Annotated in this window: 24 protein-coding genes; 12 read left to right on the forward strand and 12 right to left on the reverse strand. The window is 34.0% G+C overall.

The genetic code is table 11. The annotated features are described in order from the left end of the window. Positions 1-182 precede the first annotated feature (182 nt). From tnpA to hemA, 9 genes are all read right to left on the reverse strand, one after another. A complete protein-coding gene (gene tnpA, locus BSF42_RS09820; protein ID WP_095952910.1) occupies positions 183-641 on the reverse strand; it encodes an IS200/IS605 family transposase in 459 nt (152 codons plus the stop codon). Between the two features lie 928 nt (positions 642-1,569). Then, entirely contained in the window at positions 1,570-2,472 is a 903-nt protein-coding gene (gene hemF / locus BSF42_RS09825; RefSeq protein WP_095952911.1) for an oxygen-dependent coproporphyrinogen oxidase, read from the reverse strand. Next, a complete protein-coding gene (locus BSF42_RS09830; protein WP_095952912.1) occupies positions 2,462-3,013 on the reverse strand; it encodes a GNAT family N-acetyltransferase in 552 nt (183 codons plus the stop codon). The genes hemF and BSF42_RS09830 overlap by 11 nt, the downstream gene beginning before the upstream one ends. Before the next feature lie 2 nt (positions 3,014-3,015). Beyond that, positions 3,016-3,393: a hypothetical protein gene (locus tag BSF42_RS09835; protein ID WP_095952913.1), complete on the reverse strand. Its 378-nt coding sequence runs from the start codon at positions 3,391-3,393 to the stop codon at positions 3,016-3,018. Between the two features lie 210 nt (positions 3,394-3,603). Beyond that, positions 3,604-4,092 (reverse strand): hypothetical protein, encoded by a 489-nt coding sequence (locus tag BSF42_RS09840; protein ID WP_095952914.1) that lies wholly within the window; start codon positions 4,090-4,092, stop codon positions 3,604-3,606. 86 nt (positions 4,093-4,178) lie between these two features. Further along, on the reverse strand, positions 4,179-5,204 hold the full coding sequence (hemE, locus tag BSF42_RS09845; protein WP_095952915.1) for a uroporphyrinogen decarboxylase: 1,026 nt from the start codon (positions 5,202-5,204) through the stop codon (positions 4,179-4,181). 123 nt (positions 5,205-5,327) lie between these two features. Further along, complete coding sequence (locus BSF42_RS09850; RefSeq protein ID WP_095952916.1) at positions 5,328-6,002, reverse strand: uroporphyrinogen-III synthase; 675 nt, start codon at positions 6,000-6,002, stop codon at positions 5,328-5,330. Further along, entirely contained in the window at positions 6,002-6,925 is a 924-nt protein-coding gene (hemC, locus tag BSF42_RS09855; RefSeq protein WP_095953029.1) for a hydroxymethylbilane synthase, read from the reverse strand. Before hemC ends, BSF42_RS09850 begins: the two co-directional genes overlap by 1 nt. Before the next feature lie 119 nt (positions 6,926-7,044). Beyond that, positions 7,045-8,295: a glutamyl-tRNA reductase gene (gene hemA / locus BSF42_RS09860; RefSeq protein ID WP_095953030.1), complete on the reverse strand. Its 1,251-nt coding sequence runs from the start codon at positions 8,293-8,295 to the stop codon at positions 7,045-7,047. A 227-nt stretch (positions 8,296-8,522) separates the two neighbouring features. Between hemA and BSF42_RS09865 the strand changes: the two genes are divergently transcribed. The 8 genes from BSF42_RS09865 (at position 8,523) to BSF42_RS09900 (ending at position 15,160) form a co-directional block, all read left to right on the forward strand. Then, positions 8,523-9,395: an AraC family transcriptional regulator gene (locus BSF42_RS09865; protein ID WP_095952917.1), complete on the forward strand. Its 873-nt coding sequence runs from the start codon at positions 8,523-8,525 to the stop codon at positions 9,393-9,395. 68 nt (positions 9,396-9,463) lie between these two features. Next, a complete protein-coding gene (locus tag BSF42_RS09870; RefSeq protein WP_141248445.1) occupies positions 9,464-9,937 on the forward strand; it encodes a hypothetical protein in 474 nt (157 codons plus the stop codon). A 155-nt stretch (positions 9,938-10,092) separates the two neighbouring features. After that, positions 10,093-11,106 carry a ferrochelatase gene (gene hemH, locus BSF42_RS09875; protein WP_095952919.1) on the forward strand — a complete coding sequence of 338 codons (1,014 nt, stop codon included), beginning with the start codon at positions 10,093-10,095 and terminating at the stop codon, positions 11,104-11,106. Between the two features lie 87 nt (positions 11,107-11,193). Then, positions 11,194-11,742: a CopD family protein gene (locus tag BSF42_RS09880; RefSeq protein ID WP_095952920.1), complete on the forward strand. Its 549-nt coding sequence runs from the start codon at positions 11,194-11,196 to the stop codon at positions 11,740-11,742. Positions 11,743-11,881: 139 nt separating this feature from the next. Continuing rightward, complete coding sequence (locus tag BSF42_RS09885) at positions 11,882-13,297, forward strand: HAMP domain-containing sensor histidine kinase (RefSeq protein ID WP_095952921.1); 1,416 nt, start codon at positions 11,882-11,884, stop codon at positions 13,295-13,297. Positions 13,298-13,307: 10 nt separating this feature from the next. Then, positions 13,308-14,090 carry an enoyl-CoA hydratase/isomerase family protein gene (locus BSF42_RS09890; protein WP_095952922.1) on the forward strand — a complete coding sequence of 261 codons (783 nt, stop codon included), beginning with the start codon at positions 13,308-13,310 and terminating at the stop codon, positions 14,088-14,090. A 116-nt stretch (positions 14,091-14,206) separates the two neighbouring features. Continuing rightward, positions 14,207-14,608, forward strand: coding sequence for a hypothetical protein (locus BSF42_RS09895; RefSeq protein ID WP_095952923.1), 402 nt, complete (start codon positions 14,207-14,209; stop codon positions 14,606-14,608). A 30-nt stretch (positions 14,609-14,638) separates the two neighbouring features. Then, complete coding sequence (locus tag BSF42_RS09900; protein ID WP_095952924.1) at positions 14,639-15,160, forward strand: hypothetical protein; 522 nt, start codon at positions 14,639-14,641, stop codon at positions 15,158-15,160. Positions 15,161-15,220: 60 nt separating this feature from the next. On the opposite strand, the gene BSF42_RS09905 is transcribed toward BSF42_RS09900, so the two are convergent. The 3 genes from BSF42_RS09905 to BSF42_RS09915 all read right to left on the reverse strand — a co-directional run bounded on the left by BSF42_RS09905 (position 15,221) and on the right by BSF42_RS09915 (position 18,303). Beyond that, positions 15,221-15,874 carry a metal-dependent transcriptional regulator gene (locus tag BSF42_RS09905; protein ID WP_095952925.1) on the reverse strand — a complete coding sequence of 218 codons (654 nt, stop codon included), beginning with the start codon at positions 15,872-15,874 and terminating at the stop codon, positions 15,221-15,223. 93 nt (positions 15,875-15,967) lie between these two features. After that, entirely contained in the window at positions 15,968-17,836 is a 1,869-nt protein-coding gene (locus BSF42_RS09910) for an Nramp family divalent metal transporter (protein ID WP_095952926.1), read from the reverse strand. Between the two features lie 74 nt (positions 17,837-17,910). Beyond that, positions 17,911-18,303: a Fur family transcriptional regulator gene (locus BSF42_RS09915; RefSeq protein WP_095952927.1), complete on the reverse strand. Its 393-nt coding sequence runs from the start codon at positions 18,301-18,303 to the stop codon at positions 17,911-17,913. Between the two features lie 93 nt (positions 18,304-18,396). Here BSF42_RS09915 and BSF42_RS09920 point away from each other — a divergent pair, with 93 nt between their 5' ends. The 4 genes from BSF42_RS09920 (at position 18,397) to BSF42_RS09935 (ending at position 22,838) form a co-directional block, all read left to right on the forward strand. Continuing rightward, complete coding sequence (locus BSF42_RS09920; protein ID WP_095952928.1) at positions 18,397-18,750, forward strand: MerC domain-containing protein; 354 nt, start codon at positions 18,397-18,399, stop codon at positions 18,748-18,750. A 10-nt stretch (positions 18,751-18,760) separates the two neighbouring features. Further along, on the forward strand, positions 18,761-19,666 hold the full coding sequence (locus BSF42_RS09925; RefSeq protein ID WP_095952929.1) for an NAD(P)/FAD-dependent oxidoreductase: 906 nt from the start codon (positions 18,761-18,763) through the stop codon (positions 19,664-19,666). Between the two features lie 260 nt (positions 19,667-19,926). Beyond that, positions 19,927-22,188 carry a TonB-dependent receptor domain-containing protein gene (locus tag BSF42_RS09930; RefSeq protein WP_095952930.1) on the forward strand — a complete coding sequence of 754 codons (2,262 nt, stop codon included), beginning with the start codon at positions 19,927-19,929 and terminating at the stop codon, positions 22,186-22,188. 179 nt (positions 22,189-22,367) lie between these two features. Beyond that, positions 22,368-22,838: a thioredoxin family protein gene (locus BSF42_RS09935; protein ID WP_095953031.1), complete on the forward strand. Its 471-nt coding sequence runs from the start codon at positions 22,368-22,370 to the stop codon at positions 22,836-22,838. The last annotated feature ends 260 nt before the right edge of the window (positions 22,839-23,098 follow it).

Here is a 23,098-nt window from a genome sequence, read left to right on the forward strand (position 1 = left end):
GCAAAATAATGCTGTAGATAATATCACCCCCGATGGGTTTAGGATGTACTAATTTATAAAATTTCTATAAATATATTGTCCCTCTGGGACTTAAATAAAAAAGCTTCGAAGAGGCAAAATGTATATAGTAAAAATAGAAGTGTGCCTTAGAAAGCTCCGTTGGAACGAAATATTTATAGGAATCAAACATCATCGAAAACATATTCATTTTTAAAATCAACATTAAATAATTTTAAAAAATCAATATATTCTTCTTTAAATGTTCTTTTCTTATGATGTTCTTCTTGATTTTCAATGTATTTTATAACATTATTCAATTGAGAATGTCCATAAGTAAAAGCTCCAAATCCAGTCTGCCATTCAAACTTTCCATTAATCCATTTTTGATCATTTATGAATTTTGAAGAATTTGCTTTAATATCCCTTACTAAATCTGATATTGATTTGTCAGGTTTTAAGCCAATTAGAATATGAATATGATCCGGCATTCCATTAATTGCAATTAATTTTTGCTCTTTATTGGTTATAATACCAGTAATGTATTTATAAATTTCATTTTTCCAGTTTTTAGAAATCAAATTTTGTCTGCCTTTAACTGCAAAAACAATATGAACATATATTTGAGTATACGTATTTGCCATTTTTTATTAAAATTATTTAAAGAGTAAAGCTAATTAATAATTTTAAATTTGTAGGATAAATATCTCTTTTTGTGGAGGCGAAGATATTTCACCACCAATGGGTCTGTATGTTGTGGGATAAATTATTTCTATAAATATTTCGTTCCGATTGAACTTTATTTAAAATGAATTATTGAAGTTGTAGATATATGTGCTTTTCTATAAATATGTCGCCCTGATGGGGCTTTATATTGTTGAATAAATTATTTCTATAAATATTTCGTTCCGCTGGAACTTTGTTCGACATGAATTATTGAAGTTGTAGATATCTGCTTTTCTATAAATATGTCGCCCCGATGGGGCTTTATATTGTTGAATAAATTATTTCTATAGATATTTCGTTCCGCTGGAACTTTATTCGACATGAATTATTGAAGTTGTATATATGTGTTTTCCTATAAATATGTCGCCCCGATGGGGCTTTATATTGTTGAATAAATTATTTCTATAGATATTTCGTTCCGCTGGAACTTTATTCAAGATGAATTATTGAAGTTGTAGATATGTGCTTTTCTATAAATATGTCGCCCCGATGGGGCTTTATATTGTTGAATAAATTATTTCTATAGATATTTCGTTCCGCTGGAACTTTATTCGACATGAATTATTGAAGTTGTATATATGTGTTTTCCTATAAATATGTCGCCCCGATGGGGCTTTATATTGTTGAATAAATTATTTCTATAGATATTTCGTTCCGCTGGAACTTTATTCAAGATGAATTATTGAAGTTGTAGATATGTGCTTTCCTATAAATATGTCGCCCGATGGGGCTTTATATTGTTGAATAAATTAGCAAAGCCTAGTCCCAGAGGGACGAAATATTTATAGAGAAATTACAAGGTATTATTCAAGAGCTCCTGCGGAGCGAAACAAATTTATCTTAATATTAAACCCAATCAATTGGATTTTCTAACGCATTTACTAATTTTTCTTCCTCGCTTCCAGCTTCTGCATGATGATCGTAAACCCATTGCACGTGTGGGGGAAGACTCATTAAAATACTTTCAATTCTTCCGTTAGTTTTTAAACCAAATAAAGTGCCCTTGTCGTGAACCAAATTAAACTCTACATAACGACCACGGCGAATTTCCTGCCAAGTTCTGTTTTCTGGAGAATACTCTAAATTTTTTCTTCTTTCTACAATTGGAACATAAGCTTCAAGAAAACTATTGCCGACTTCGGTTACGAAATTGTACCAATTTTCCATTGACATTTGCTCATTTGCTTTGCAATAATCAAAAAACAAACCACCAAGACCGCGGGCTTCGTTTCTGTGTGCATTCCAAAAATAAGAATCGCATTGTTTTTTATATTTCGGATAAAACTCTGGATTGTGTTTGTCGCAGGCAGTTTTACACGTTTGGTGAAAGTGTTTTGCATCTTCTTCAAACAAATAATATGGGGTTAAATCTTGTCCGCCGCCAAACCATTGTTCGATTACATTTCCAGATTCATCATACATTTCGAAATAGCGCCAATTGGCGTGCACGGTGGGAACCATTGGGTTTTTCGGATGAATTACCAAACTTAAGCCACAGGCAAAGAAATCGGCTTCGCCAACGCCAAACATTTTCTGCATCGTTTCCGGAAGTTTTCCGTGAACGGCTGAAATGTTTACGCCGCCTTTTTCGATGACGGCACCATTTTCAATAACACGTGTTCTGCCGCCACCTCCTTCTGGACGTTTCCATAAGTCCTCGCGGAATTTTGTTGTTCCGTCAACAGCTTCTAATCCAGCGCAGATTTGGTCTTGTAATTTTTGTATGTATGCGTAAAATTTATCTTTCATGAGTATTGTATTCTGATTTAAGCAAACCGAAATAAACCGTGTTTTGCAGTCCACCGTCACCATTTCTAAATTCGTCTCTTAAAATTCCTTCTTTTTTAAAGTTATGTTTTAATGCAATTCGCTGACTTGCCAAATTTATTTCTGAGGTGCAGATAAAAACCTTATTCATCGTTAATTCATTAAAACAAAAATCAAGAGCATTCGAAACCATTTTTGATGTAATTCCTTTTCCTTGATAATCTTCGTCAATAAAATATCCCAATTCACATTTTGAAATGCGGTAATCAATCGTTTTTACACACAAATAACCAATTAAATTATTTGTTTTGATATCTCTTGCATAAAAATAAAAACCTTCATTGTTTTTTTCTTTATCAAGACTGACTGCCAGAAAATCTGCTGCTTTTTTTAATGAATCAGAATTGGCAAGAGTTACAGGAAAAGTGTGGCCTATATGGGTTTTATTCTTGTCTACTAGGTGGTAAAATTCTTCGGGAAGAATGTTTTCAATTCGGTCGATTTTCCAATCTGTAAAACTCATCTTTATTTGTTTTTAGCCGAAGCGATTTTAGTATTGATTCCAAATGAAAAAACTTTGCTTTCCTGTTGGATATATTGGTAAATGGCCAGTGCCTTTCCTAAAAAGTCAAATTGTTTTTCTTTAGATAAAGCGACTAAGATATCTGCAAATTGTTCTTGCTGATTCCAGTCTAAATGACATCGCTGTAAAAGAATAATTAGTTCTTCCTCAGGAATTTCAATAGTTCTTTCTAAACTTAAACCAAAACTTTTTAATTGTTCGTCTATTAGACTCGTGTCTTCTGCATTCCAAAATTTTGGTATAAAAATTAACGCATGCAAAGTTCTTAGAGTGTTCTCTATTCTAATACTTTCTTCGTCTCTAAGGCCTTTGTTTAGCATGATTTTTATCTTTTATTCGATTTAAACTTCTGACTATAGCTTGTTTTACTAAAAATAAGTTTCTCTTCCTGAAAAGTATCACTGTTATTTCTTCCAAAACTTTTGATAGTTTTATAAATAAAATATAAAACCGGCAAAGAGTAGTATATAAAGCCCATACATATTGGTACATATGGTTTTTCTATAAACAATCCGCTTGATTTTACAGTGTCAAAACTTAGATTTTTCTAAAAATTCTTCTGTTAATCCAAATTTGGGAATTATACTATTTCCAAAACAAACTGCAAAAATCAAAAAGAAGTATAACATTGCTTTAGCAACAGATTTTCCTATTTGCATTGCACGCACTTCCATACTGACATCAGAAAAAGCAAATCGCATGCGGTTTAAGACCGTTAGCAAATAAATATATAAAATGTTGGTATTAATGACAGAATGATGAAAAGCCACTGCAAACAATCCATACATGGGAAAAAACACAAAAAGCGACAATTTTTTAGGCATAACCGCCATAAAAACTCCTGAATGCACCATGATAAATTCGAAAGCCATTAGAATAGCCAAATCATTTATAAGACTTAGCGGATGTTGTTCCGGATGCAGCCAAACCATTAAAAATACCGTCGCATAATACGCTTGAAATGCATATTCTACAAAAGAAAATGGCGAGTTTCTAGTGAAGTTTAGGTTTGCGAACATCTAAGGTTTTTTTAGTTTTCAGTCTCAGTCGCAATTTTCAGCTTAAAAGTAGACTGAAAACTGCGACTGAAAACCGAATACTCTATTTAGTTCCCATATTCCTTAACCGCGTCAATAAACGCTTTTGCGTGATCTACAGGGATATTTGGTAAAATTCCGTGACCTAAATTTACAACATATTTATCTTTTCCGAATTCATCGATCATTTCGTGAACCATTTTTTTGATGGTAGGAATTGGAGAAAGCAATCTTGACGGATCGAAATTTCCTTGTAAAGTAATGTTTCCACCAGATAAATAACGCGCATTTCTAGCCGAACAAGTCCAGTCTACTCCGAGCGCCGAAGCTCTACTTTTACCCATTTCGCCAAGAGCAAACCAACACCCTTTTCCGAAAACAATAACCGGAGCATGATCAGCCAAAGCCTCAACGATCTGGTTGATATATTTCCATGAAAATTCCTGATAATCAACCGGAGAAAGCATTCCTCCCCAAGAATCAAAAATCTGAACGGCATCAACACCCGCTTTTACTTTTTCTTTTAAGTATAAAATAGTTGTATCTGTAATTTTTTGTAATAATGTATGTGCCGCTGCAGGGTTTGAGAATGCGAAACCTTTTGCAGTATCAAAACTTTTCGAACCTTTTCCTTCAACAGCATAACAGAAAATTGTCCAAGGAGAACCAGCGAAACCAATTAATGGCACTTCGTCGTTCAGCATTTCTTTAGTCAATTTAATGGCATCCATTACATAACCTAAAGTTTCCTGAATGTCTGGAACAAAAACTCTGTGAACATCTGCCATTGAACGAATTGGATTTGGTACAAACGGACCGAAATTTTCTTTCATCAAAACTTCGATTCCCATTGCTTGAGGCACAACCAAAATATCTGAGAATAAAATAGCTGCATCCGGCGCAATTCTACGAATGGGCTGTACTGTGATTTCTGCGGCTAATTCTGGAGTCTGACAACGTGTGAAGAAATCATATTTATCACGCAAAGCGATAAATTCTGGCAAATATCTTCCAGCTTGACGCATCATCCATACTGGCGGACGTTGAACAGTTTCTCCTTTTAATGCTTTTAAAAATAGGTCGTTTTTTAACATTTTTTTTATTGCTTTAGGCTTTAAGCTTTAGGCTTTAAGCGTTGTTTTCTGTTTTATTATTTGCTTACGGCTTAAAGCCTAAAGCGTATTGCTATATAAATTTTTGTGCTTATGGCCTAAGGCTTAAAGCTTATTGCTGTATTCAGCAATTACATCTTCGATTACGTCTTCAACCGTTGGCTGATCTGCAATGATGATGTTTTTTGTAATTTTATGTAAAGCTTCGGCAGTGGTTTCTCCAATACAAAAGCACTTTTCTTTCTTAATTGTGTTGTCTTTCAGATAACTTTCAACTCCCGAAGGACTAAAAAATAAGATCCCGTCAACGGCAGTTTTTATTTTCTGTGGCGTTAATGAAGTATCATAAACCTGAATTTCATTAAATTTCACATCAGCATCTTTTAGAGCTTGTGGTAAAGTTTCTCTACGAAGGTTTCCGCTAAAAAAAGTATAGCTTTCAGTACGGTAAATCAAAGTGATGATTTCGGCTAAATCAGCTGCGTAACCGGTATACGCCACAACATTGAATCCGCTTTCTGATAAAAGAATTTTGGTTTTTAAGCCAACACAAAATACATTTTTACTTTTCAGTGCTTCAGATTTTGGATCAGCTAAAATACTGTGAACCGCATTCTGACTCGTGAAAATCAGATTTTCGTTGAGGTCTTTTAGTTCGAAAGGTTTATTTTGAGTTTGAATGAAATCGGATTCGATTACATCAATATGAGCATTTACTAATGCTTGTTTTTGCTCGCTGGAAAGCTTTTTAGTAGATAATATCTGAATTGATTTCGCCATTATTTTTTCAGGGATTCTTTAATTTGCTGCATTAATTGGGTTCCTCCATTATTCAAAATCTCCTGTGCCGAATGAAAACCGAGTTTCTTCCACTCTGAAATATCAACCGTTTTGTCGATTTCCAATTTTTGTTTTCCATCAATAGAAAGTAAAACACCTTGAAAATGCAATGTATCTTCTTCTTCGTTATAAGTTACCAAAGACCCAATTGGTGCGGTACAGCCACCTTCAAGCGTTCTTAAAAACTGACGTTCAATATAGGTACAGATTTCAGTTTCAATATCATTTAACTGCGAAAGTGCATCAAGTGTATAATTGTCATTTTCCATTGCCACAACAAGCATTGCTCCTTGTGCCGGCGCGGGAATCATCCAGTCTAGATTGATGTAATTTTCAGGTTTTAAGTTGATTCGTTCCAAACCTGCAGCTGCAAAAACAGCTCCGTCCCAGTTATTGTCTTGCAGTTTTTGCATACGCGTATTCACGTTCCCGCGTAAATCAACTACAGTATGATTTGGGTATTTGTTAAACCATTGTGCCTGACGGCGTAAACTTCCAGTTGCAATTGTACTTGGATTTGCGAAATCGGGATTTCCCTTATGAACTAAAATGTCCAAAACATTGGCTCTTGGCAAAACAGCAGCTTGAACAATTCCTTTTGGCAAAGCCGTTGGAACATCTTTCATGGAATGTACTGCGATATCAATATCACCATTAATCATAGCGATGTCCAGCGTTTTTGTAAAAATCCCAGTAATTCCTAATTCATAAAGAGGTTTATCCAGAATAATATCGCCCTGAGATTTAACCGCAACAATTGAGGTTTTATAGCCTAAGTCGTTTAGTTTTTTCTCGACAGTATGTGCCTGCCAAAGTGCCAATTCGCTATCGCGAGTTCCAATTCTGATTGTTTTTTCCGCCATTTTGTTGAATTTCACCATATAAGTTATGTAAGATAATTTAAGTAGTTTGGATTAAAAAACAAGTAGTCGTTTGCTATTAAATGAACTTATATAACTTATAGGGTGGAAAATTTATGTTTTTAAGATGCTTTTATTTTGAAGACTTTTTCGATCCATTCGATGCTTTCATCCACCATGGTGTCGTCGTCTTTTAAATGATTTGCGAAATGAGTAGTGATTTTTTGAATGATTCTGTTACTGATGATTTCCGCTTGTGCCTCATTAAAATCAGCAATTTTTCTGCTTTGAAAATCTAATTCAGAAACTTTAATTGCATTCAATTTGTCTTTTAAAGCATTGATGGTTGGCGCAAATTTTCGCCCTTTCATCCAAACAACAAATTCTTCTTTGATTTCTTCGATAATAGCTTCCGCTGCCGGAATGTGTAATTTTCTGTTTTCCAAAGTTTCATCTGTCAATTGAGACAAATAATCCATGTGAATTAAAGTCACACCTTCTAATTCCTCCACATTTTCATGAACGTTTTTCGGAATAGATAAATCTAAAATCAACAAAGGTTTTTTCAGATTCAAAATCGCTTTGTCAACTGTTGGGTTTTGCGCGCCTGTTGCTACAACCACAACATCAGCTTTTTGAAGTTCTAAGTGTAATTCAGAATAATCTTTAACAATCAGGTTTAGTTTTCCAGCCAATTTCTCGGCTTTATCTTTAGTTCTGTTGATTAAAGTAATATGTTCATTTTTAGTATGTTTTACTAAATTTTCGCACGTATTTCTACCTATTTTTCCAGTTCCAAAAAGCAAAATATTTTTGTTACTGATATCTTCTACATTTTTAAGAATGTATTGTACCGATGCAAAAGAAACAGAAGTTGCACCAGAACTAATCTCAGTTTCATTTTTAATTCTTTTGCTCGCCTGAATTACAGCATTTACCAATCTTTCCATAAAAGTATTGGCCAATCCCATTGATTTAGAATGCGAAAAAGATGTTTTGATTTGAGATATAATTTCGAAGTCACCCAAGATCTGACTATCTAAACCAGTTCCTACGCGAAACAAATGATTGATAGCTTCTTGGTTTTTGTAAACGAAACCAACTTTTTGAAAAGCGTCAACAGAACCATTGCTGTTATCGCAGATCAATTTTATTAATTGAAATGGATGTTCTGCAAAACCGTAAATCTCGGTTCTGTTGCAGGTTGAAGTGACAATTAAACTTTCTATTCCATCGTTTTTAGCTTGTTCCAGCAAACGCGTTTTAGCAATTGCATCCAAACTAAATTGACCTCTGACCTCAGCATCAGCTTTTTTATAACTCAGACCAACTGAGTAAAAATAAAGGTGTTTCGGTACGTTATTGTTTTCCATAAATTCACTTTCATAAAAGTGCAACAAAATTATTACTATACTATTGATAAAAGTAACGCTGAAAGTACTTTTTGTATCGCTGCATGTTTTTTTGATTCTAAACATCTGTTTTTATGCAAAAAGGAGTACTTTTGTAGCAAAATCAAGTCGTTGGAAACAATTTGTTTAGAGTCATTCTAAATAACATTTTGCAATTGTTCTGATTTTTGTTTTAAAAAAATATCGCTATGAGTTCTCAAGAAGTTATAAAAATTGAAGACGACTTTACGCTGATCCGTTTTCAAAACGATGGTTCTGAGCCTTTTTATGCACAGCACGAAATAGGTACTGGCCTGATACAGTTTCACTTCGGAATAAAAGGCAATGCTAAATTTTTATTCAATCAAGGTGCTTACGCCTTAGATTTGAAGGAAGAAAAATCGCTGCTTTTGTATAATCCGCAGAAAGAATTACCGCTGAATTTAGAATTGGCTCCAAACTCTTGGGTGATTTCTGTAATTGTCTCCATCAAAAAATTTCACGCGTTATTTTCTGCAGAAGCAGATTATATTACTTTTTTAAGTCCTGATAATAAGGATAAGAAGTATTATAACGAAGGAAATATTAGTCCGTCAATGGCAATTGTTTTGAGTCAGTTATTTCATTATAACCTTCATCCATCTATAAAAAATCTTTATTATAAAGGAAAAGGATACGAATTATTGAGTTTGTATTTTAATAGAACAGAAGATCCAAATGCAGAACAATGTCCGTTTTTGATAGATGAAGATAACGTTCTAAAAATTCGAAGAGCCAAAGAAATCATCATCGCCAATATGGCCGAACCTCCGGGATTGCAAGAATTAGCAGATGAAATTGGTTTGAATTTGAAAAAACTTAAAATGGGTTTCAAACAAATTTACGGCGATACGGTTTATGGTTTCCTTTTCGATTACAAAATGGATTTCGCCAGAAAACTTTTAGACAGCGGTTCTTATAATGTAAATGAAGTGGGACTTAAAATTGGCTACAGCACCGGAAGTCACTTTATAGCGGCTTTCAAGAAAAAGTTTGCCACAACTCCAAAAAAGTATTTGATGTCGATTAATGCGAATGTTTAATGATTAAAAGGTATTCAATAGTTTTGTTGCTTTTCCTAATACTGTCTTGCAAATCAAAAGAAGAAAAAATGTTTTTTGATTTTGACAGTGTTGAATATTTTTCATTGAATAAAAGTAAAGAAGAAGAAATAGTCAAGAACAATAGAAAAGGTATTAAAGATTCTATTTTAAATAATATCCTTTATTCTGAATTTCCAGATAAATTAGATAATAATGTTTTTTATAAAACTATTGGGGCTAGTGGATTTTCTAAGTTTAAATTATCTCAAGAAGACGTTGAGTATTTAAGAAGTGATATTCTTTTAGAAAAGTTTTCTTTAAAGATATTTGAAGCAGTGAAAGGCTGTGCGCCGGAATATAGAGATATTTTGGTTTTTAAGAAAAATAATGAAATTTCTGGTTTAGCTAAAATTTGTCTTTCATGCGGAGAGTTTTATTTTATCAGTTCTAAAAAAGGAATTCAAACAGAAAATTTTGGAACAAAACAAGATTATGAATCGTTAGCAAAATTATTTAATACATATAAGCAAGTTCGAAATTGAAGATGTTTAAATACATCAATTTTTTAAATAAGGATATAACCAAAAAGTAATAATTATCATATTTCTAAAAAGTTACAAGTAATACTTTTGACGAAATTTTTAAAAACAAATTAAATGCTTAAAGCCTAAAGCTTAAAGCCTAAAGCAAAGAATAAATGAAAGGCGTATTATTAGTAAATCTAGGATCTCCAGAAAGTCCAACACCAAAAGATGTTAAACCTTATTTAGATGAATTTTTAATGGATAAATACGTGATCGACGTTCCGTATTTATTGAGAGCATTACTGGTTCGCGGTATTATTTTAAGAAAAAGACCAGAGGAATCTGCACACGCTTACGCGAAAATTTGGTGGGATGAAGGCTCTCCGCTTGTAGTTCTTTCAGAAAGAATGCAGAAAAAAGTGCAGCCTTTGGTAAATGTTCCGGTTGCATTAGCAATGCGTTATGGAAGTATGACCATCGAAAAAGGACTTCAGGAATTACACGATAAAGGGGTTACAGAAGTAATGCTTTTCCCATTATATCCGCAATATGCAATGGCTTCGACTTTGACAATCTTAGTTAAAGCAGAAGAAATCCGTAAAAAGAAATTTCCACAAATGACTTTTACAGATGTTCCGGCGTTTTACAACAAACCAGATTACATTAAGAATCTAGCAGATTCGATTCAAAAACACTTAGTTGGGTTCGATTACGATCATTTATTGTTTTCGTATCACGGAATTCCAGAACGTCACATTCGCAAGACCGATGTAACAAAATCACATTGCAAAATTGACGGTTCTTGTTGTAACACACCTTCAGCGGCGCATGATTTCTGTTACCGTCACCAATGTTATGAAACAACAAAACAAGTCATTAAATTATTAGGACTTCCAGAAGATAAATACAGTTTGACTTTTCAATCGCGTTTAGCGGGAGACAAATGGTTAGAACCTTATACAGATGTTGAAATTGACAACATGCCGGCAAAAGGAATCAAAAAATTAGCAGTTGTAACACCAGCTTTCGTTTCGGATTGTTTAGAAACTTTAGAGGAAATCGCCATGCGCGCCAAAGAAGATTTTGAAGCAAACGGAGGAGAAGAATTTTTAGCGATTCCATGTTTAAATGATGATGACGAATGGTGTCAGACAGTGAGTAATTGGATAAACGATTGGGCTAAATAGAAAATAGAGGCAAGAGTAAAGAAGAAAGATTGTTGTGTGAAAATCAACTTTAAGAAAACCTGAAACCTGAAACTTGAAACAAAAAGAATGGAATATTATAACTACCTAAAATCACTGCATCTTATATTTGTAATCACTTGGTTTGCGGGTTTGTTTTATATTGTGCGTTTGTTTGTGTATCAAATTGAAGCCAATGAAAAATCATCTCCTGAAAAGGAAATTCTGCAGGCACAATACAAAATTATGGCCTATCGTTTGTGGTATATAATAACATGGCCATCGGCGGTTTTGGCCAGTATTTTTGCTTTTTGGATGTTGTTTTTTACCGATGCAGGAAGTGTTTGGATCAAAATGCCTTGGATGCACGTAAAATTATGTTTCGTTTTTCTTTTATATTTATATCACGGAAAATGCCATCAAATTTTTAAACAACTCCAAAATGATGAGGTAAAATATACCAATAATTTTATGCGTTTATGGAATGAAGGCGCAACGATTATTCTATTTGCCGTTGTTTTTTTAGTAGTTTTAAAAAGCGCCATCAACTGGATTTTCGGTGTAATCGGGATTGTTTTATTCTCGGTTTTAATCATGCTGGGATTCCGATTTTATAAACGAATTAGAGAAAAGAAATAATGGTAAATTGTGAATTGTTAATGGTAAATTATAATGCAGACCGAATAATTCATAATTTACAATTCACAATTCATAATTAAAAAACATGCTAAACTTCAAAATGTCAATGCTTTCATTACGAACCAGGATTTTCCTGTCGATGATTGTATTGATTGTTGTGGCATCTTTTTTACTAGCTTCGATTTCGATTATTCAGTTTAAAACTGAGGCCAAAGAGTACCACCAAGAACGTTTAGAAAGAAAAGAAAATGCCGTAAAAGAACACATTAATTACGTTCTGGCAACAACCACTTATCCGCTGAAAACAGGAAATTTAGATTTAATATTTAAAGATAAAATCCACGAATTAGCGCAGATTCATAAAATCGAAATCAATATTTACAGTCTTGACGGAAAACTGTTGAAATCGTCTAAAGAATCTTTTGCAGTCGATAAAATAGCTCCGCCAATTCCAGAATACATTTTAAAACTCGTTCGTTCTTCGATAGAAAAACGCTTTGTAGACATTAAAACTATCGACGGAGTCAAAAACAGATCTTCGTACAGTTTAATAAAAGACGAAAAATTTAAGCCACTCGGAATCTTAAACCTTCCATATTTAGAAGACGATGGTTATTACGATAACGAGCTCAATACTTTCCTGATTCGTTTGAGTCAGGTATATTCTTTTATGCTGATTGTGGCTTTTGCATTAGCTTATTTTCTTTCGACGTATATCACAAAATCATTAAAAACGATTTCCGACCGTTTGGAAGAAACCAATTTAGATCAGAAAAACGAGAAAATTGTTTTAGAAGCCAACAGCAAAGAAGTCAACTTCCTGATTAAAGCGTATAACGGAATGGTAGACAAATTGGAAACCAGTGCCATAAAATTAGCGCAAAGCGAAAGGGAAGAAGCATGGCGCGAAATGGCCAAACAAGTGGCACACGAAATTAAAAATCCGCTTACGCCAATGCGATTAACGGTACAGAGTTTTCAGCGAAAGTTCGATCCGAATGATCCAGATGTAAAGCAAAAAATGAACGACTACTCTGAAACCTTAATTCAGCAGATTGATACCATGACCGCAGTGGCTTCGGCATTTTCGAATTTTGCTTCGATGCCGGCGCAGCAAAACGAAACCTTAAATGTAGTTGAGGTTGTCGAATTAGCTTTGGATATTTTCAATGAAGAATATATTGTTTTTGAGAAAGATGAAGAAGAAATCATTTCGAAAATGGATCGTACGCAACTGATTCGTGTCATCACCAATTTAGTTAAAAATGCAACGCAGGCGATTCCAGAAAGTCAGTTTCAAAAATCGATTGTGGTTACGGTAAAACGAAGAAATAATAATGTAGAGATTGCGGTAAAAGACAACGGAATCGGGATTCAGAAACTAGATACCGGCCGAATCTTCGAACCAAAATTCACCACCAAAACCAGCGGAATGGGACTTGGACTCGGAATTATCAAAAACATTATAGAAAATTACAAAGGAACAATTACCTTTGAATCAACTTACGGAAAAGGAACCACATTTAGAGTTTCTCTGCCTATTACAAATTCTTAAATTCAGCGTCATGGACTACGAAAATATCTTAATTTCTATCGAAGAGAAAATTGCTACGGTTACAATTAACAGACCTGCAAAACTGAATGCTTTAAACAAAGCAACCATTAGTGATTTGAGTAATGCGATTAAATTATTAAGTAAAAATGATGATGTTCGCGTTATTATTTTGACAGGAAGCGGTGAAAAAGCTTTTGTAGCCGGAGCCGATATATCTGAGTTTGCAAATTATACTGTTGTTGAAGGTGCACAATTGGCAGCAGAAGGTCAGGAATCTTTATTTGATTATATCGAAAATCTGAAAAAACCGGTTATTGCGGCCGTTAACGGTTTTGCTTTAGGCGGTGGTTTAGAATTAGCAATGGCATGTCATTTTAGAGTAGCTTCAGACAATGCAAAAATGGGATTGCCGGAAGTAACATTAGGATTGATTCCGGGTTACGGAGGAACACAGCGTTTGCCACAATTAGTGGGAAAAGGCCGAGCTATGGAAATGATCATGACCGCAGCAATGATTTCTGCAGAAGAAGCAAAACAATACGGTTTAGTAAATCATATTGTATCACAGGCTGAACTTTTATCGTTTACCAATGTAATTGCTCATAAAATCATTAAAAATGCCCCGTTTGCCATTAGTAAAGCTATCAAAGCTATTAATGCCAACTTTACAGACGGCAAAAACGGATTTGATACGGAAATAAAATCTTTCGGAAAATGCTTCGGAACTAAGGATTTTAAAGAAGGAACAACCGCTTTTTTAGAAAAACGTAAAGCAGAATTTACAGGAAAATAATTTTCTTAACCGCAAGCATCGCAAGGGATTACGCAAAGCACACAAGGAAATCAAAAACTTAGCAAACCTTGCGTAAATCTTTGTGACCTTTGCGGTTAAATTATAATACAAACATCATGTTCTACGAACCAATATTTGCCCTTTTTTGTGAACGAGTTAAAGAAAGTATCCAAGCTGGAAGTTTCGCAAAATTGACTTTAGCCAAAACAATAGGCGATACCGAACTTAAAAATATCTATTTTCGTTTAGTTTTGAATGAAGATAATACTTTCTCCATTTCACTAACTTCTCGTTTTAAAACCGAAGAGATTGAGAGCATTCACACTTTAGATGAAGCTTTATTGGTTTTGGGTTCTTATATCAAAAATCCATTTCTGACAGCACTTTTGTTTACTACAAATAACGACGTTACTTTCAAAGTAAATAAAAAGAACGCGGGAAGTATTATCGAACAGCCTCCAACGTTTAAGAATGCTTCACCGGTTATGCTGGAGATGATTGAGAAAGGAATTGTTTAATACCTCAAACGTAACACCTAAAATCTTTATATGAATAAAATAATTACACTTTTTGCAATTGCTTTACTATCTTCTTCGATTGCCGCTCAAACAAAAATGAAAGAATATAAGGCAGGTCATACTTTTGATATTAGTCTGCCAGATTATATGAATAAAACGGCTGGATTTAATACCTCTGCTGCTATTCAATATAAAAGCGAAGTTAAAGAAGTATATGGATGTGTTATATATGATACCAAAGAAGAATTGCAGTATGTTGATATGAATTACGCATCAATAAAAGAATTCTATGATGATTTTATAAAAGATTTTTTGGCAGATGAAGAAAAGAAAAGTTTCTCTAAACCTGTTTCAAAAAAAATAGGTGAAATTAATTTTATAGAGGCTGATGCTGTTTATTTTGATAAAGAAGAAAATATAGAAATCTATTATTTAATTGGAATTGTTGAAACTAAAAAATCATTTTATAAAGTTATGTCTTGGACATCTAAAGACAAGAAAGATGCTTTTAAAGCCGATTTTCAAAAAATACTCTATAGTTTAAAAGACTAATTGCAAAAGCCCAAAAAGAAGATTTCCTTTTGGGCTTTTTAATTGATATACTGATCTGTTCTAAACCAGCTTCACAAACAAATTAGAAGCAATTTTATTTGAAATAGATAATTCTCTTTCATCAACTTTAATTCTTACTGATAAATCGAAAGATTCTTTTGATAAAAATTCAATTTTAGAACCTAAAGCAATTTCTTGCTTATCTAAATATTTTAAGAATTCTGATGAAGTATCTTTTACGCCAACACAAACTCCAATCTGGTTTTCTGATAATTCAGAAAGCAATTGTTTTTCAATTTTAATAATTCGGCCGTTTGCATCTGGAATTGGATCTCCATGCGGATCTTCTGTCGGGTTACCCAAAAAATCATCCAAACGGTTAATCAATTGTTCCGATTTAATGTGCTCTAACTGCTCTGCAATATCGTGAACTTCATCCCAGCTGAAGTTTAGTTTCTCTACCAGAAAAACTTCCCATAAACGATGTTTTCTCACAATCATTTTGGCCGCCAGTTTTCCGTTTTCAGTCAAAGAAACACCTTGGTATTTTTTATAATTTACTAAATCTTTATCTGCCAGTTTTTTAAGCATATCCGTAACCGAAGATGCTTTGGTTTCCATTATTTCTGCAATAGCATTTGTGCTCACTTCAGTCTCTAAAGCCGCAGTTAAGTGATAGATAGATTTAAGGTAATTTTCTTCTGAAAAGGTCATTCTTCTTTCTTTTTGAGGGTCAAAGCAGCAAAGGGACAAAGGTTCAAAGTACAAACCTTTGTCCCTTTGGAGCTCTGAAACTTTGAACCTGTTTTATTTAACAATCAACAAAGGTATTGAAATTTTATGTCTCAACTTGTCTACGGTTGTGCCAAAAAGAATATCTTTTAATCCAGTGTGGCCGTGGGTTCCCATAACTAAGATGTCGAAATTACCTTCGTTTATAATTTTCGGAATTACTTTGTTTGGTTTTCCGAAACCAAGTTCCGTTTTAATTTTAAATCCTTTTTCTGAAAGCATTTCTTGGTACTCTTGTAATAACTTTTCGTCAATAGTGGTTTCATGATCATGAACATGAACTCCGTACATTAAGGCACCAACGGTTTCTACAATGTGAATGAGGGTGTATTCCGTGTCAATGCCGCCCAATTCGAAGGCTTTATTTAAAGCGGCTTCATCAGCATGAGAGAAATCTACAGAAACAGCTATGTTTTTAATGCTTTGCGTTTGTCTCGGAGAAAAATGAAGTTTAAGATTATGAGGGGAATGATTTATAGTTTTGTTTTTTGCTTTAGTTATAAAAGGTTTAAAAACGATGTACAACAATAAAGCTGAAAATCCGAAAGCGAGAGGCACTACCGTAACCCAAAGAATTATGGGATGATTCGAACTCTCCAGCCAAGAACTGATTTCATCATAAACTAATTTGGCATTCAATGAAACGATTATAGTGGCAATAATCCAGGAAACGACCTGAGTAAGTTTCGAAATATGAAAACCATTCATTTTTGATTTATCGCTCACAAAGTGAATCAGCGGAATAATCGCAAACCCTAATTGAAGACTCAAAATAACCTGACTCAAAATCAAAAGTTTTCCAGTGACACTTTCGCCATAAATAAGAATCACGATTACGGCAGGAATAATGGCAATTAAGCGCGTAATAATGCGGCGTACCCAAGGCTGAATTCTGAAATGCAGATATCCTTCCATTACAATTTGTCCCGCAAGAGTTCCCGTTACGGTCGAACTTTGTCCGGCAGCTATAAGCGCAACCGCAAATAGAATTGGCGCCCATTTTGTTCCCAATAACGGTTCTAGAAACTGATGCGCATCCTGAATCTCTGCAACTTCAAACATTCCGTTTTTATGAAAAGTTGCCGCCGCAAGAATTAAGATTGCCGCATTTACAAAAAAGGCAAGATTTAACGCAATGGTTGAATCAATCATATTGTATTTTAATGCCTGCTTGATTCCGGCAGGAGTTCGGTCAAATTTTCGGGTCTGAACCAAAGAAGAATGCAGATAAAGGTTGTGAGGCATTACTGTTGCTCCAATAATTCCGATGGCGATATACAAAGCAGCCGAATTTGGAATTGAAGGTATAAGTCCTTGTAAGACTTTGCCCATTTCTGGTTCGGCAAAAATCATCTCAAAAATAAAAGAGAATCCGATTATAGCCACCAAAGCGATGATAAAAGCTTCCATCTTACGAATTCCTTTATTGATCAGGAAAAGCAGTAAAAAGGTATCTAAAACCGTAATCAAGACAGCTTCAAGTAACGGAATTCCAAAAAGAAGATTAATTCCAATCGCCATTCCTAAAACTTCTGCTAAATCGCAGGCAGCAATAGCAATTTCAGCCAAAAAATATAAAATGTAATTGATGTATTTCGAATAGGTTTCTCGAGAAGCCTGCGCAAGATCGCGCTGTGTTACAATTCCGAGACGGGCACTTAGACTCTGCAAAAGCAAAGCCATTAAATTACTCATTAACAAAACCCAGACTAAAGTGTAGCCAAACTGGCTTCCGCCGGCAATATCTGTGGCCCAGTTTCCAGGATCCATATAACCGACACTTACTAAATATGCCGGACCTAAAAAGGCTAATATTTTTCTGAAACCTGTTTTTTTATGTTGGGTAGCAACCGATTCGTTTACTTCTTCTAAAGATTTAGTCATTGTAAAAGTATTGTTTTCACAAATATATAGAAAAATTACATTCGCGAAACAATATTTTTAGACGAGTCTAAATGTTAAATGTTAGAATTTAAACATTTTGGACATAATCCTGATAAAGTGAAATTTATCTCGTTGACTTTATAATTGTGCGGCATAATATAACTTGGCTTTACATTTTCAAGGCAAGTAATCTCGTGACAGTTTTCACAGCTGAAATGCGCGTGATTATGAATATGCACCCGATTATGCGCATGATTGCATTTTGCATATTTTACTGTTCCGTCGAGATTTGAAATTTTATGAATAATATCGTCGTTTACCAAGCGGTCTAGAATTCTGTAAATAGTAACGCGATCGCATACATCATTCAATTGTTTTTGAATTTCTGTGTGTGAAAGTGCTGTTTTCGATTTCTCAAAAACCTCTAATACAGCTGTTTTTGCTGTGGTAGTGCGTGTAGTCTTCATTATTTAATGCATTAAAAATTAAACGCAACAATGTTGCAATTGAATTAAAATTGTATATTTGCAACAAAATTGCATTAAGCAAATTTACAAGAAATGAAGAAAACTACCTCATCCTTTTACGATATTTTAGGAATTTCAAGTGCGACTATTTGTCTCGTTCATTGTTTGATTTTTCCACTTTTAACGATTCTGCCTTTGGGGTTGAGTCACAATCCAATTATCGATTTACTATTTGCTTCAATCGGTTTATTTGCAATCCTCAAAATTACGAAAAAATCGAGTCTTTTGGTTTCGTCAATTTTGATTGTTTCAATGAGCCTCATTTGGATCAGTATTTTGGTCGATTTATTCTTAGAGATTCATCTCGATTTAATTTATTTCGGAGGTATCGGAATGATTACTGGGCATTTGATTAATTACAAATTACACAAAAAACAAAATCATTAAAAATATAATTATGAAACAAACGAATTTTGAAGTGATTATTATTGGCGGAAGTTACAGCGGATTGTCTGCAGCTATGAGTTTAGGACGTTCTTTACGTCAGGTTTTGGTAATCGACAGCGGTCTGCCTTGTAACAAACAAACACCGCATTCTCATAATTTTATTACGCAGGACGGGGAGAAGCCTGCTGTTATTTCGGCGAAAGCCAAATTGCAAGTGGAGCTTTATAAAACAGTTCATTTTTACAACGGACTTGCCGTTAAAGCGGTCAAAAATGAAAATGGTTTTGAAATCTCTACGGCATCTGGCGCTGTTTTCACTTCCAGAAAAGTTTTATTTGCAACCGGCGTAAAAGATTTAATTCCAGAAATTAAAGGTTTTGCAGAATGCTGGGGAATTTCGGTTTTACATTGTCCGTATTGTCATGGTTATGAAGTTAAAAATGAAAAAACAGCCATTATTGCCAATGGAGAAATGGCATTTGATTTCGCAAAACTCATTTCGAACTGGACTAAAGATGTGAGATTATGTACAAATGGAAAATCTACTTTGACATTGGAACAAACTGAAACACTTCAGAAAAAAGGAGTTCTAATTTTCGAAGAAGAAATAGATTCTTTTGAACATAAAGACGGATATATACAAAACATCATCTTTAAAAACCAAGAAAAAGCTGCCGTAAAAGCTATCTATGCCAGACCTCCATTTGAACAGCATTGTCATCTGCCAAAAGATTTGGGCTGTGAAATTAACGAACAAGGTTTGCTAAAAGTCGACTTTATGCAAAACACAAATATTTCTGGCATTTACGCAAGCGGCGATTGTACAACTCAAATGCGATCTGTTGCCATTGCGGTTTCTACAGGTTCTTTTGCAGGAGCAGTGATTAATAAAGATCTTATTGAAGAGGATTTTTAGTACTGTAATTTCAAAATATTGTAAACACATAGGCACATAGTATTTGTTGTGGTTAAAGGCGTTTCACTTTCATTAATACACATAGCTATGTGTTAAAAGCTAGCTTTTTTTAACATCCTTATTCTCTTCTAATAACTCTATGTCTATGTGTTTGAAAAAAATATAACATATTGACATAAATAAAGTTATAAATTTATAAATTTTAATTCATTGTTTATCAAATTTAATTTTTAGTTTTGTCTAAATTTAATTTTACCACGATGAAAAATTCAATTTGGATATTGATATTATTTACTTTACAATTTTCTTTTGCTCAGGAAACAACCAAAATATCAGGTTTTATTTCTAGCGAAGGAAGAAAAATACAAGCCGCAAATGTTCATTTACTGGGGACAAACCACAAAACAATTTCAGATAGTTTAGGATATTATGTTTTTGAAAATGCAGCAGTAGAAAATGGAAGAATTCAAGTGACCTCAACTGGACTCAAATCTGTAACCCAAAGATTTTCTATTATAAATGGCCAAAACCTAAATCTTGATTTCGATTTAGAAGATAATGACAACCAGCTTAACGAAGTAGTAGTTTCTGGAACTTTAAAAGCGGTGAAACGATTAGAAAGTGCCGTTCCCGTTGAGGTTTATTCACCAACTTTCTTCAAAAAAAATCCGACGGCGAGTATTTACGATGCGCTTCAAAATATAAACGGCGTTCGGCCACAGCTCAATTGCGGAGTTTGTAACACTGGCGACATTCATATAAATGGTTTGGAAGGTCCGTATACTTTGGTTTTGATCGACGGAATGCCAATTGTAAGCAGTCTTTCGACGGTGTATGGTTTATCTGGAATTCCAAATTCATTGGTAGAACGAATTGAAATCGTAAAAGGTCCCGCTTCGTCTCTTTACGGAAGTGAGGCTGTTGGTGGTTTGATTAACATTATCACTAAAAATCCAACAAATGCTCCGGTTTTTTCTGCGGATTATTTTACGACTTCTTATTTTGAAAGCAATCTTGATTTGGGAATGAAGTTTAATGTCGGCAAAAAAGCAACTTCTCTTTTAGGCGTAAATTATTTCAATTACGATCAGGTTATTGATAAAGACAATGACAATTTTACCGATGTAACGCTTTCTGAAAGAATTTCGGTTTTTAATAAATGGAATTTTCAGCGAAACAATAACCGTCTTTTTACGATTGCGGCTCGCGGAATGTATGAAGATCGCTGGGGCGGAGATGTGCGCTGGGAGAAAAAATACCGCGGAGGTGACGAAATTTATGGGGAAAGTATTTATACCAAAAGGGGAGAATTAATTGGAAGTTATCAATTGCCTTTTGAAGAAAAACTAATGCTTTCGTTCTCTGGAAATGTGCATTACCAAGACAGCCGTTACGGAACGACATCTTATATTGCGAATCAAAAAATTGGTTTTTTACAGCTGACTTGGGATAAAAAAATTGGTCGAAATGATTTACTTGCCGGAATCGCAAGTCGATATACGTATTACGATGATAATACGCCAGCAACAAAAGAGGCTGAAAGTACTTGGCTTCCGGGGATTTTTGTTCAGGATGAAATTACTTTTTCTCCAAAAAGTCAGGTTTTGATAGGAGCGCGCTACGATTATAATTCTATTCATGGTTCTATTTTTACACCGCGATTGGCTTATCGGTTCAAGGCAAGTGAAAACACGATTTTCAGATTAAACGCCGGAACTGGATTTAGAGTTGTGAATCTATTTACAGAAGATCACGCCGCCTTGACAGGTTCCCGAGATGTTGTGATTCAAAATGATTTAAAACCAGAGAAATCGGTAAACGTCAATTTAAATTATATTCAGAAAATCAATTTTGGAGATGGAACTTTTATGGGAATCGAAACAACGGCTTTTTATACCCGATTCAGTAATAAAATCATTTCAGATTACGAAACCGATCCCAACAAAATCATTTATGATAATATTGATGGTTATGCCATCAGTCAGGGAATCAGCACGAATGTCGATTTGAATTTTACAAATGGGTTAAAGTTTATTCTCGGGGCAACAGTTTTAGACAATAAAAATGTGGAGGATGGAATTTCAGAACGACCTTTTCTAACCGAAAGGTTTACTGGAACTTGGACCGTTTCTTATAAAATACAGCCTTGGAATTTATTATTGGATTATACGGGAAATGTTTACAGTCCGATGAAACTGCCTCTGCTTAGCGAAAATGATCCAAGAAACCCGAATTCGCCTTGGTACAGCATTCAGAATATTCAATTTACATACACAGGCTGGAAAGATTTTGAAGTATATGGAGGTGTTAAAAATTTGCTGAACTTTACTCCAAAGCAGAATAATCCGTTTTTGATTTCAAGAACGAATGATCCTTTTGATAAAAATGTGCAATACGATTCGGCTGGAAAAGTAATGGTAACTCCAGACAATCCATACGGATTAACTTTTGATACGACTTATGTTTATGGACAAAACCAGACGATTCGCGGGTTTTTAGGATTGAGATATAATTTGAGGTAAAAAAAGGAGTAAATTTTTTAAACACATAGAAACATAGATTTGTACTGCTTTGAAAGGCGTTTCACTTGCATCAATAAACATAGAACTATGTGTGAAAGCCAGCTTTTTAAATGATCTTAACAATTGAACTAAAAAATCTATGTTTCTATGTGTTTAGAACGAATCCAACTAAAATCAAAATGAAAAAACTATTTCTAATATTCTTCTTCTTCGGAATCACTTCAACAGGATTCTGTCAGCTGAAAAGCAGGACTTTTGAGGAAGTAGATCGTTTACAGCAAATTCAAAAACGAAAAACAATCGTTTTCATTCATACCGATTGGTGCCAATTTTGCCAGAGAATGAAAACAACGACTTTTAAAAACAAGGAAGTCATCGAGAAACTAAACTCAGATTTCTATTTTATTGATTTTAATGCCGAAGAAAAACGAGATATTTCTTTTAATAATTACACTTTTAAATACAAACCTTCGGGCAATAATGTTGGTGTTCACGAACTGGCTTTACAACTTGGAACGATCAACAATCAAATTGGATATCCAGTTTTATGCGTTTTGAATGAGAGGAATGAAATTCTCTTTCAGTATTCGAACTATTTGGCACCAAAGGAATTTACATTTCTTTTAAAAAAAATTAAAGATTATAAGTAATAGTTCTAAAGTTTTTTATTTCTCGAAGCAATAATTATATTATATGTTCTGTGTTTCTGTTTCAAATGAATTTGTAAATTGGATTGGATCTCTTTTAAGGGCAAACTTCTTGATAGTCAGTTTAATACGTATTATTTAGGTTTTTATTTTGTTTTTTTAATATTTTTCAGATAATAAAAAAAACACAAAGTGAGTTTTAGTTTAAAAGAAAAGACATTTTTTTTTAAAATGAACGCAACCAAATCCATTTTTGGTTATCT

Origin of the sequence: Flavobacterium sp. ACN6, from assembly GCF_002304005.1 — a bacterium.
GTDB lineage: Bacteria > Bacteroidota > Bacteroidia > Flavobacteriales > Flavobacteriaceae > Flavobacterium.

Excerpts from the sequence above, each read along its gene's own strand:
- BSF42_RS09885 (WP_095952921.1), top strand. The coding sequence starts at position 11,882 with ATGATTGTATTGATTGTTGTGGCATCTTTTTTACTAGCTTCGATTTCG.
- BSF42_RS09935 (WP_095953031.1), top strand. The coding sequence starts at position 22,368 with ATGAAAAAACTATTTCTAATATTCTTCTTCTTCGGAATCACTTCAACA.
- BSF42_RS09865 (WP_095952917.1), top strand. The coding sequence starts at position 8,523 with ATGAGTTCTCAAGAAGTTATAAAAATTGAAGACGACTTTACGCTGATC.
- hemH (WP_095952919.1), top strand. The coding sequence starts at position 10,093 with ATGAAAGGCGTATTATTAGTAAATCTAGGATCTCCAGAAAGTCCAACA.
- BSF42_RS09835 (WP_095952913.1), bottom strand. The coding sequence starts at position 3,393 with ATGCTAAACAAAGGCCTTAGAGACGAAGAAAGTATTAGAATAGAGAAC.
- BSF42_RS09830 (WP_095952912.1), bottom strand. The coding sequence starts at position 3,013 with ATGAGTTTTACAGATTGGAAAATCGACCGAATTGAAAACATTCTTCCC.
- BSF42_RS09870 (WP_141248445.1), top strand. The coding sequence starts at position 9,464 with ATGTTTTTTGATTTTGACAGTGTTGAATATTTTTCATTGAATAAAAGT.
- BSF42_RS09925 (WP_095952929.1), top strand. The coding sequence starts at position 18,761 with ATGAAACAAACGAATTTTGAAGTGATTATTATTGGCGGAAGTTACAGC.
- BSF42_RS09880 (WP_095952920.1), top strand. The coding sequence starts at position 11,194 with ATGGAATATTATAACTACCTAAAATCACTGCATCTTATATTTGTAATC.
- BSF42_RS09895 (WP_095952923.1), top strand. The coding sequence starts at position 14,207 with ATGTTCTACGAACCAATATTTGCCCTTTTTTGTGAACGAGTTAAAGAA.
- BSF42_RS09850 (WP_095952916.1), bottom strand. The coding sequence starts at position 6,002 with ATGGCGAAATCAATTCAGATATTATCTACTAAAAAGCTTTCCAGCGAG.
- hemE (WP_095952915.1), bottom strand. The coding sequence starts at position 5,204 with ATGTTAAAAAACGACCTATTTTTAAAAGCATTAAAAGGAGAAACTGTT.
- tnpA (WP_095952910.1), bottom strand. The coding sequence starts at position 641 with ATGGCAAATACGTATACTCAAATATATGTTCATATTGTTTTTGCAGTT.
- BSF42_RS09900 (WP_095952924.1), top strand. The coding sequence starts at position 14,639 with ATGAATAAAATAATTACACTTTTTGCAATTGCTTTACTATCTTCTTCG.
- BSF42_RS09890 (WP_095952922.1), top strand. The coding sequence starts at position 13,308 with ATGGACTACGAAAATATCTTAATTTCTATCGAAGAGAAAATTGCTACG.
- BSF42_RS09930 (WP_095952930.1), top strand. The coding sequence starts at position 19,927 with ATGAAAAATTCAATTTGGATATTGATATTATTTACTTTACAATTTTCT.
- hemA (WP_095953030.1), bottom strand. The coding sequence starts at position 8,295 with ATGGAAAACAATAACGTACCGAAACACCTTTATTTTTACTCAGTTGGT.
- BSF42_RS09840 (WP_095952914.1), bottom strand. The coding sequence starts at position 4,092 with ATGTTCGCAAACCTAAACTTCACTAGAAACTCGCCATTTTCTTTTGTA.
- hemF (WP_095952911.1), bottom strand. The coding sequence starts at position 2,472 with ATGAAAGATAAATTTTACGCATACATACAAAAATTACAAGACCAAATC.
- BSF42_RS09920 (WP_095952928.1), top strand. The coding sequence starts at position 18,397 with ATGAAGAAAACTACCTCATCCTTTTACGATATTTTAGGAATTTCAAGT.
- hemC (WP_095953029.1), bottom strand. The coding sequence starts at position 6,925 with ATGGCGGAAAAAACAATCAGAATTGGAACTCGCGATAGCGAATTGGCA.
- BSF42_RS09905 (WP_095952925.1), bottom strand. The coding sequence starts at position 15,874 with ATGACCTTTTCAGAAGAAAATTACCTTAAATCTATCTATCACTTAACT.
- BSF42_RS09910 (WP_095952926.1), bottom strand. The coding sequence starts at position 17,836 with ATGACTAAATCTTTAGAAGAAGTAAACGAATCGGTTGCTACCCAACAT.
- BSF42_RS09915 (WP_095952927.1), bottom strand. The coding sequence starts at position 18,303 with ATGAAGACTACACGCACTACCACAGCAAAAACAGCTGTATTAGAGGTT.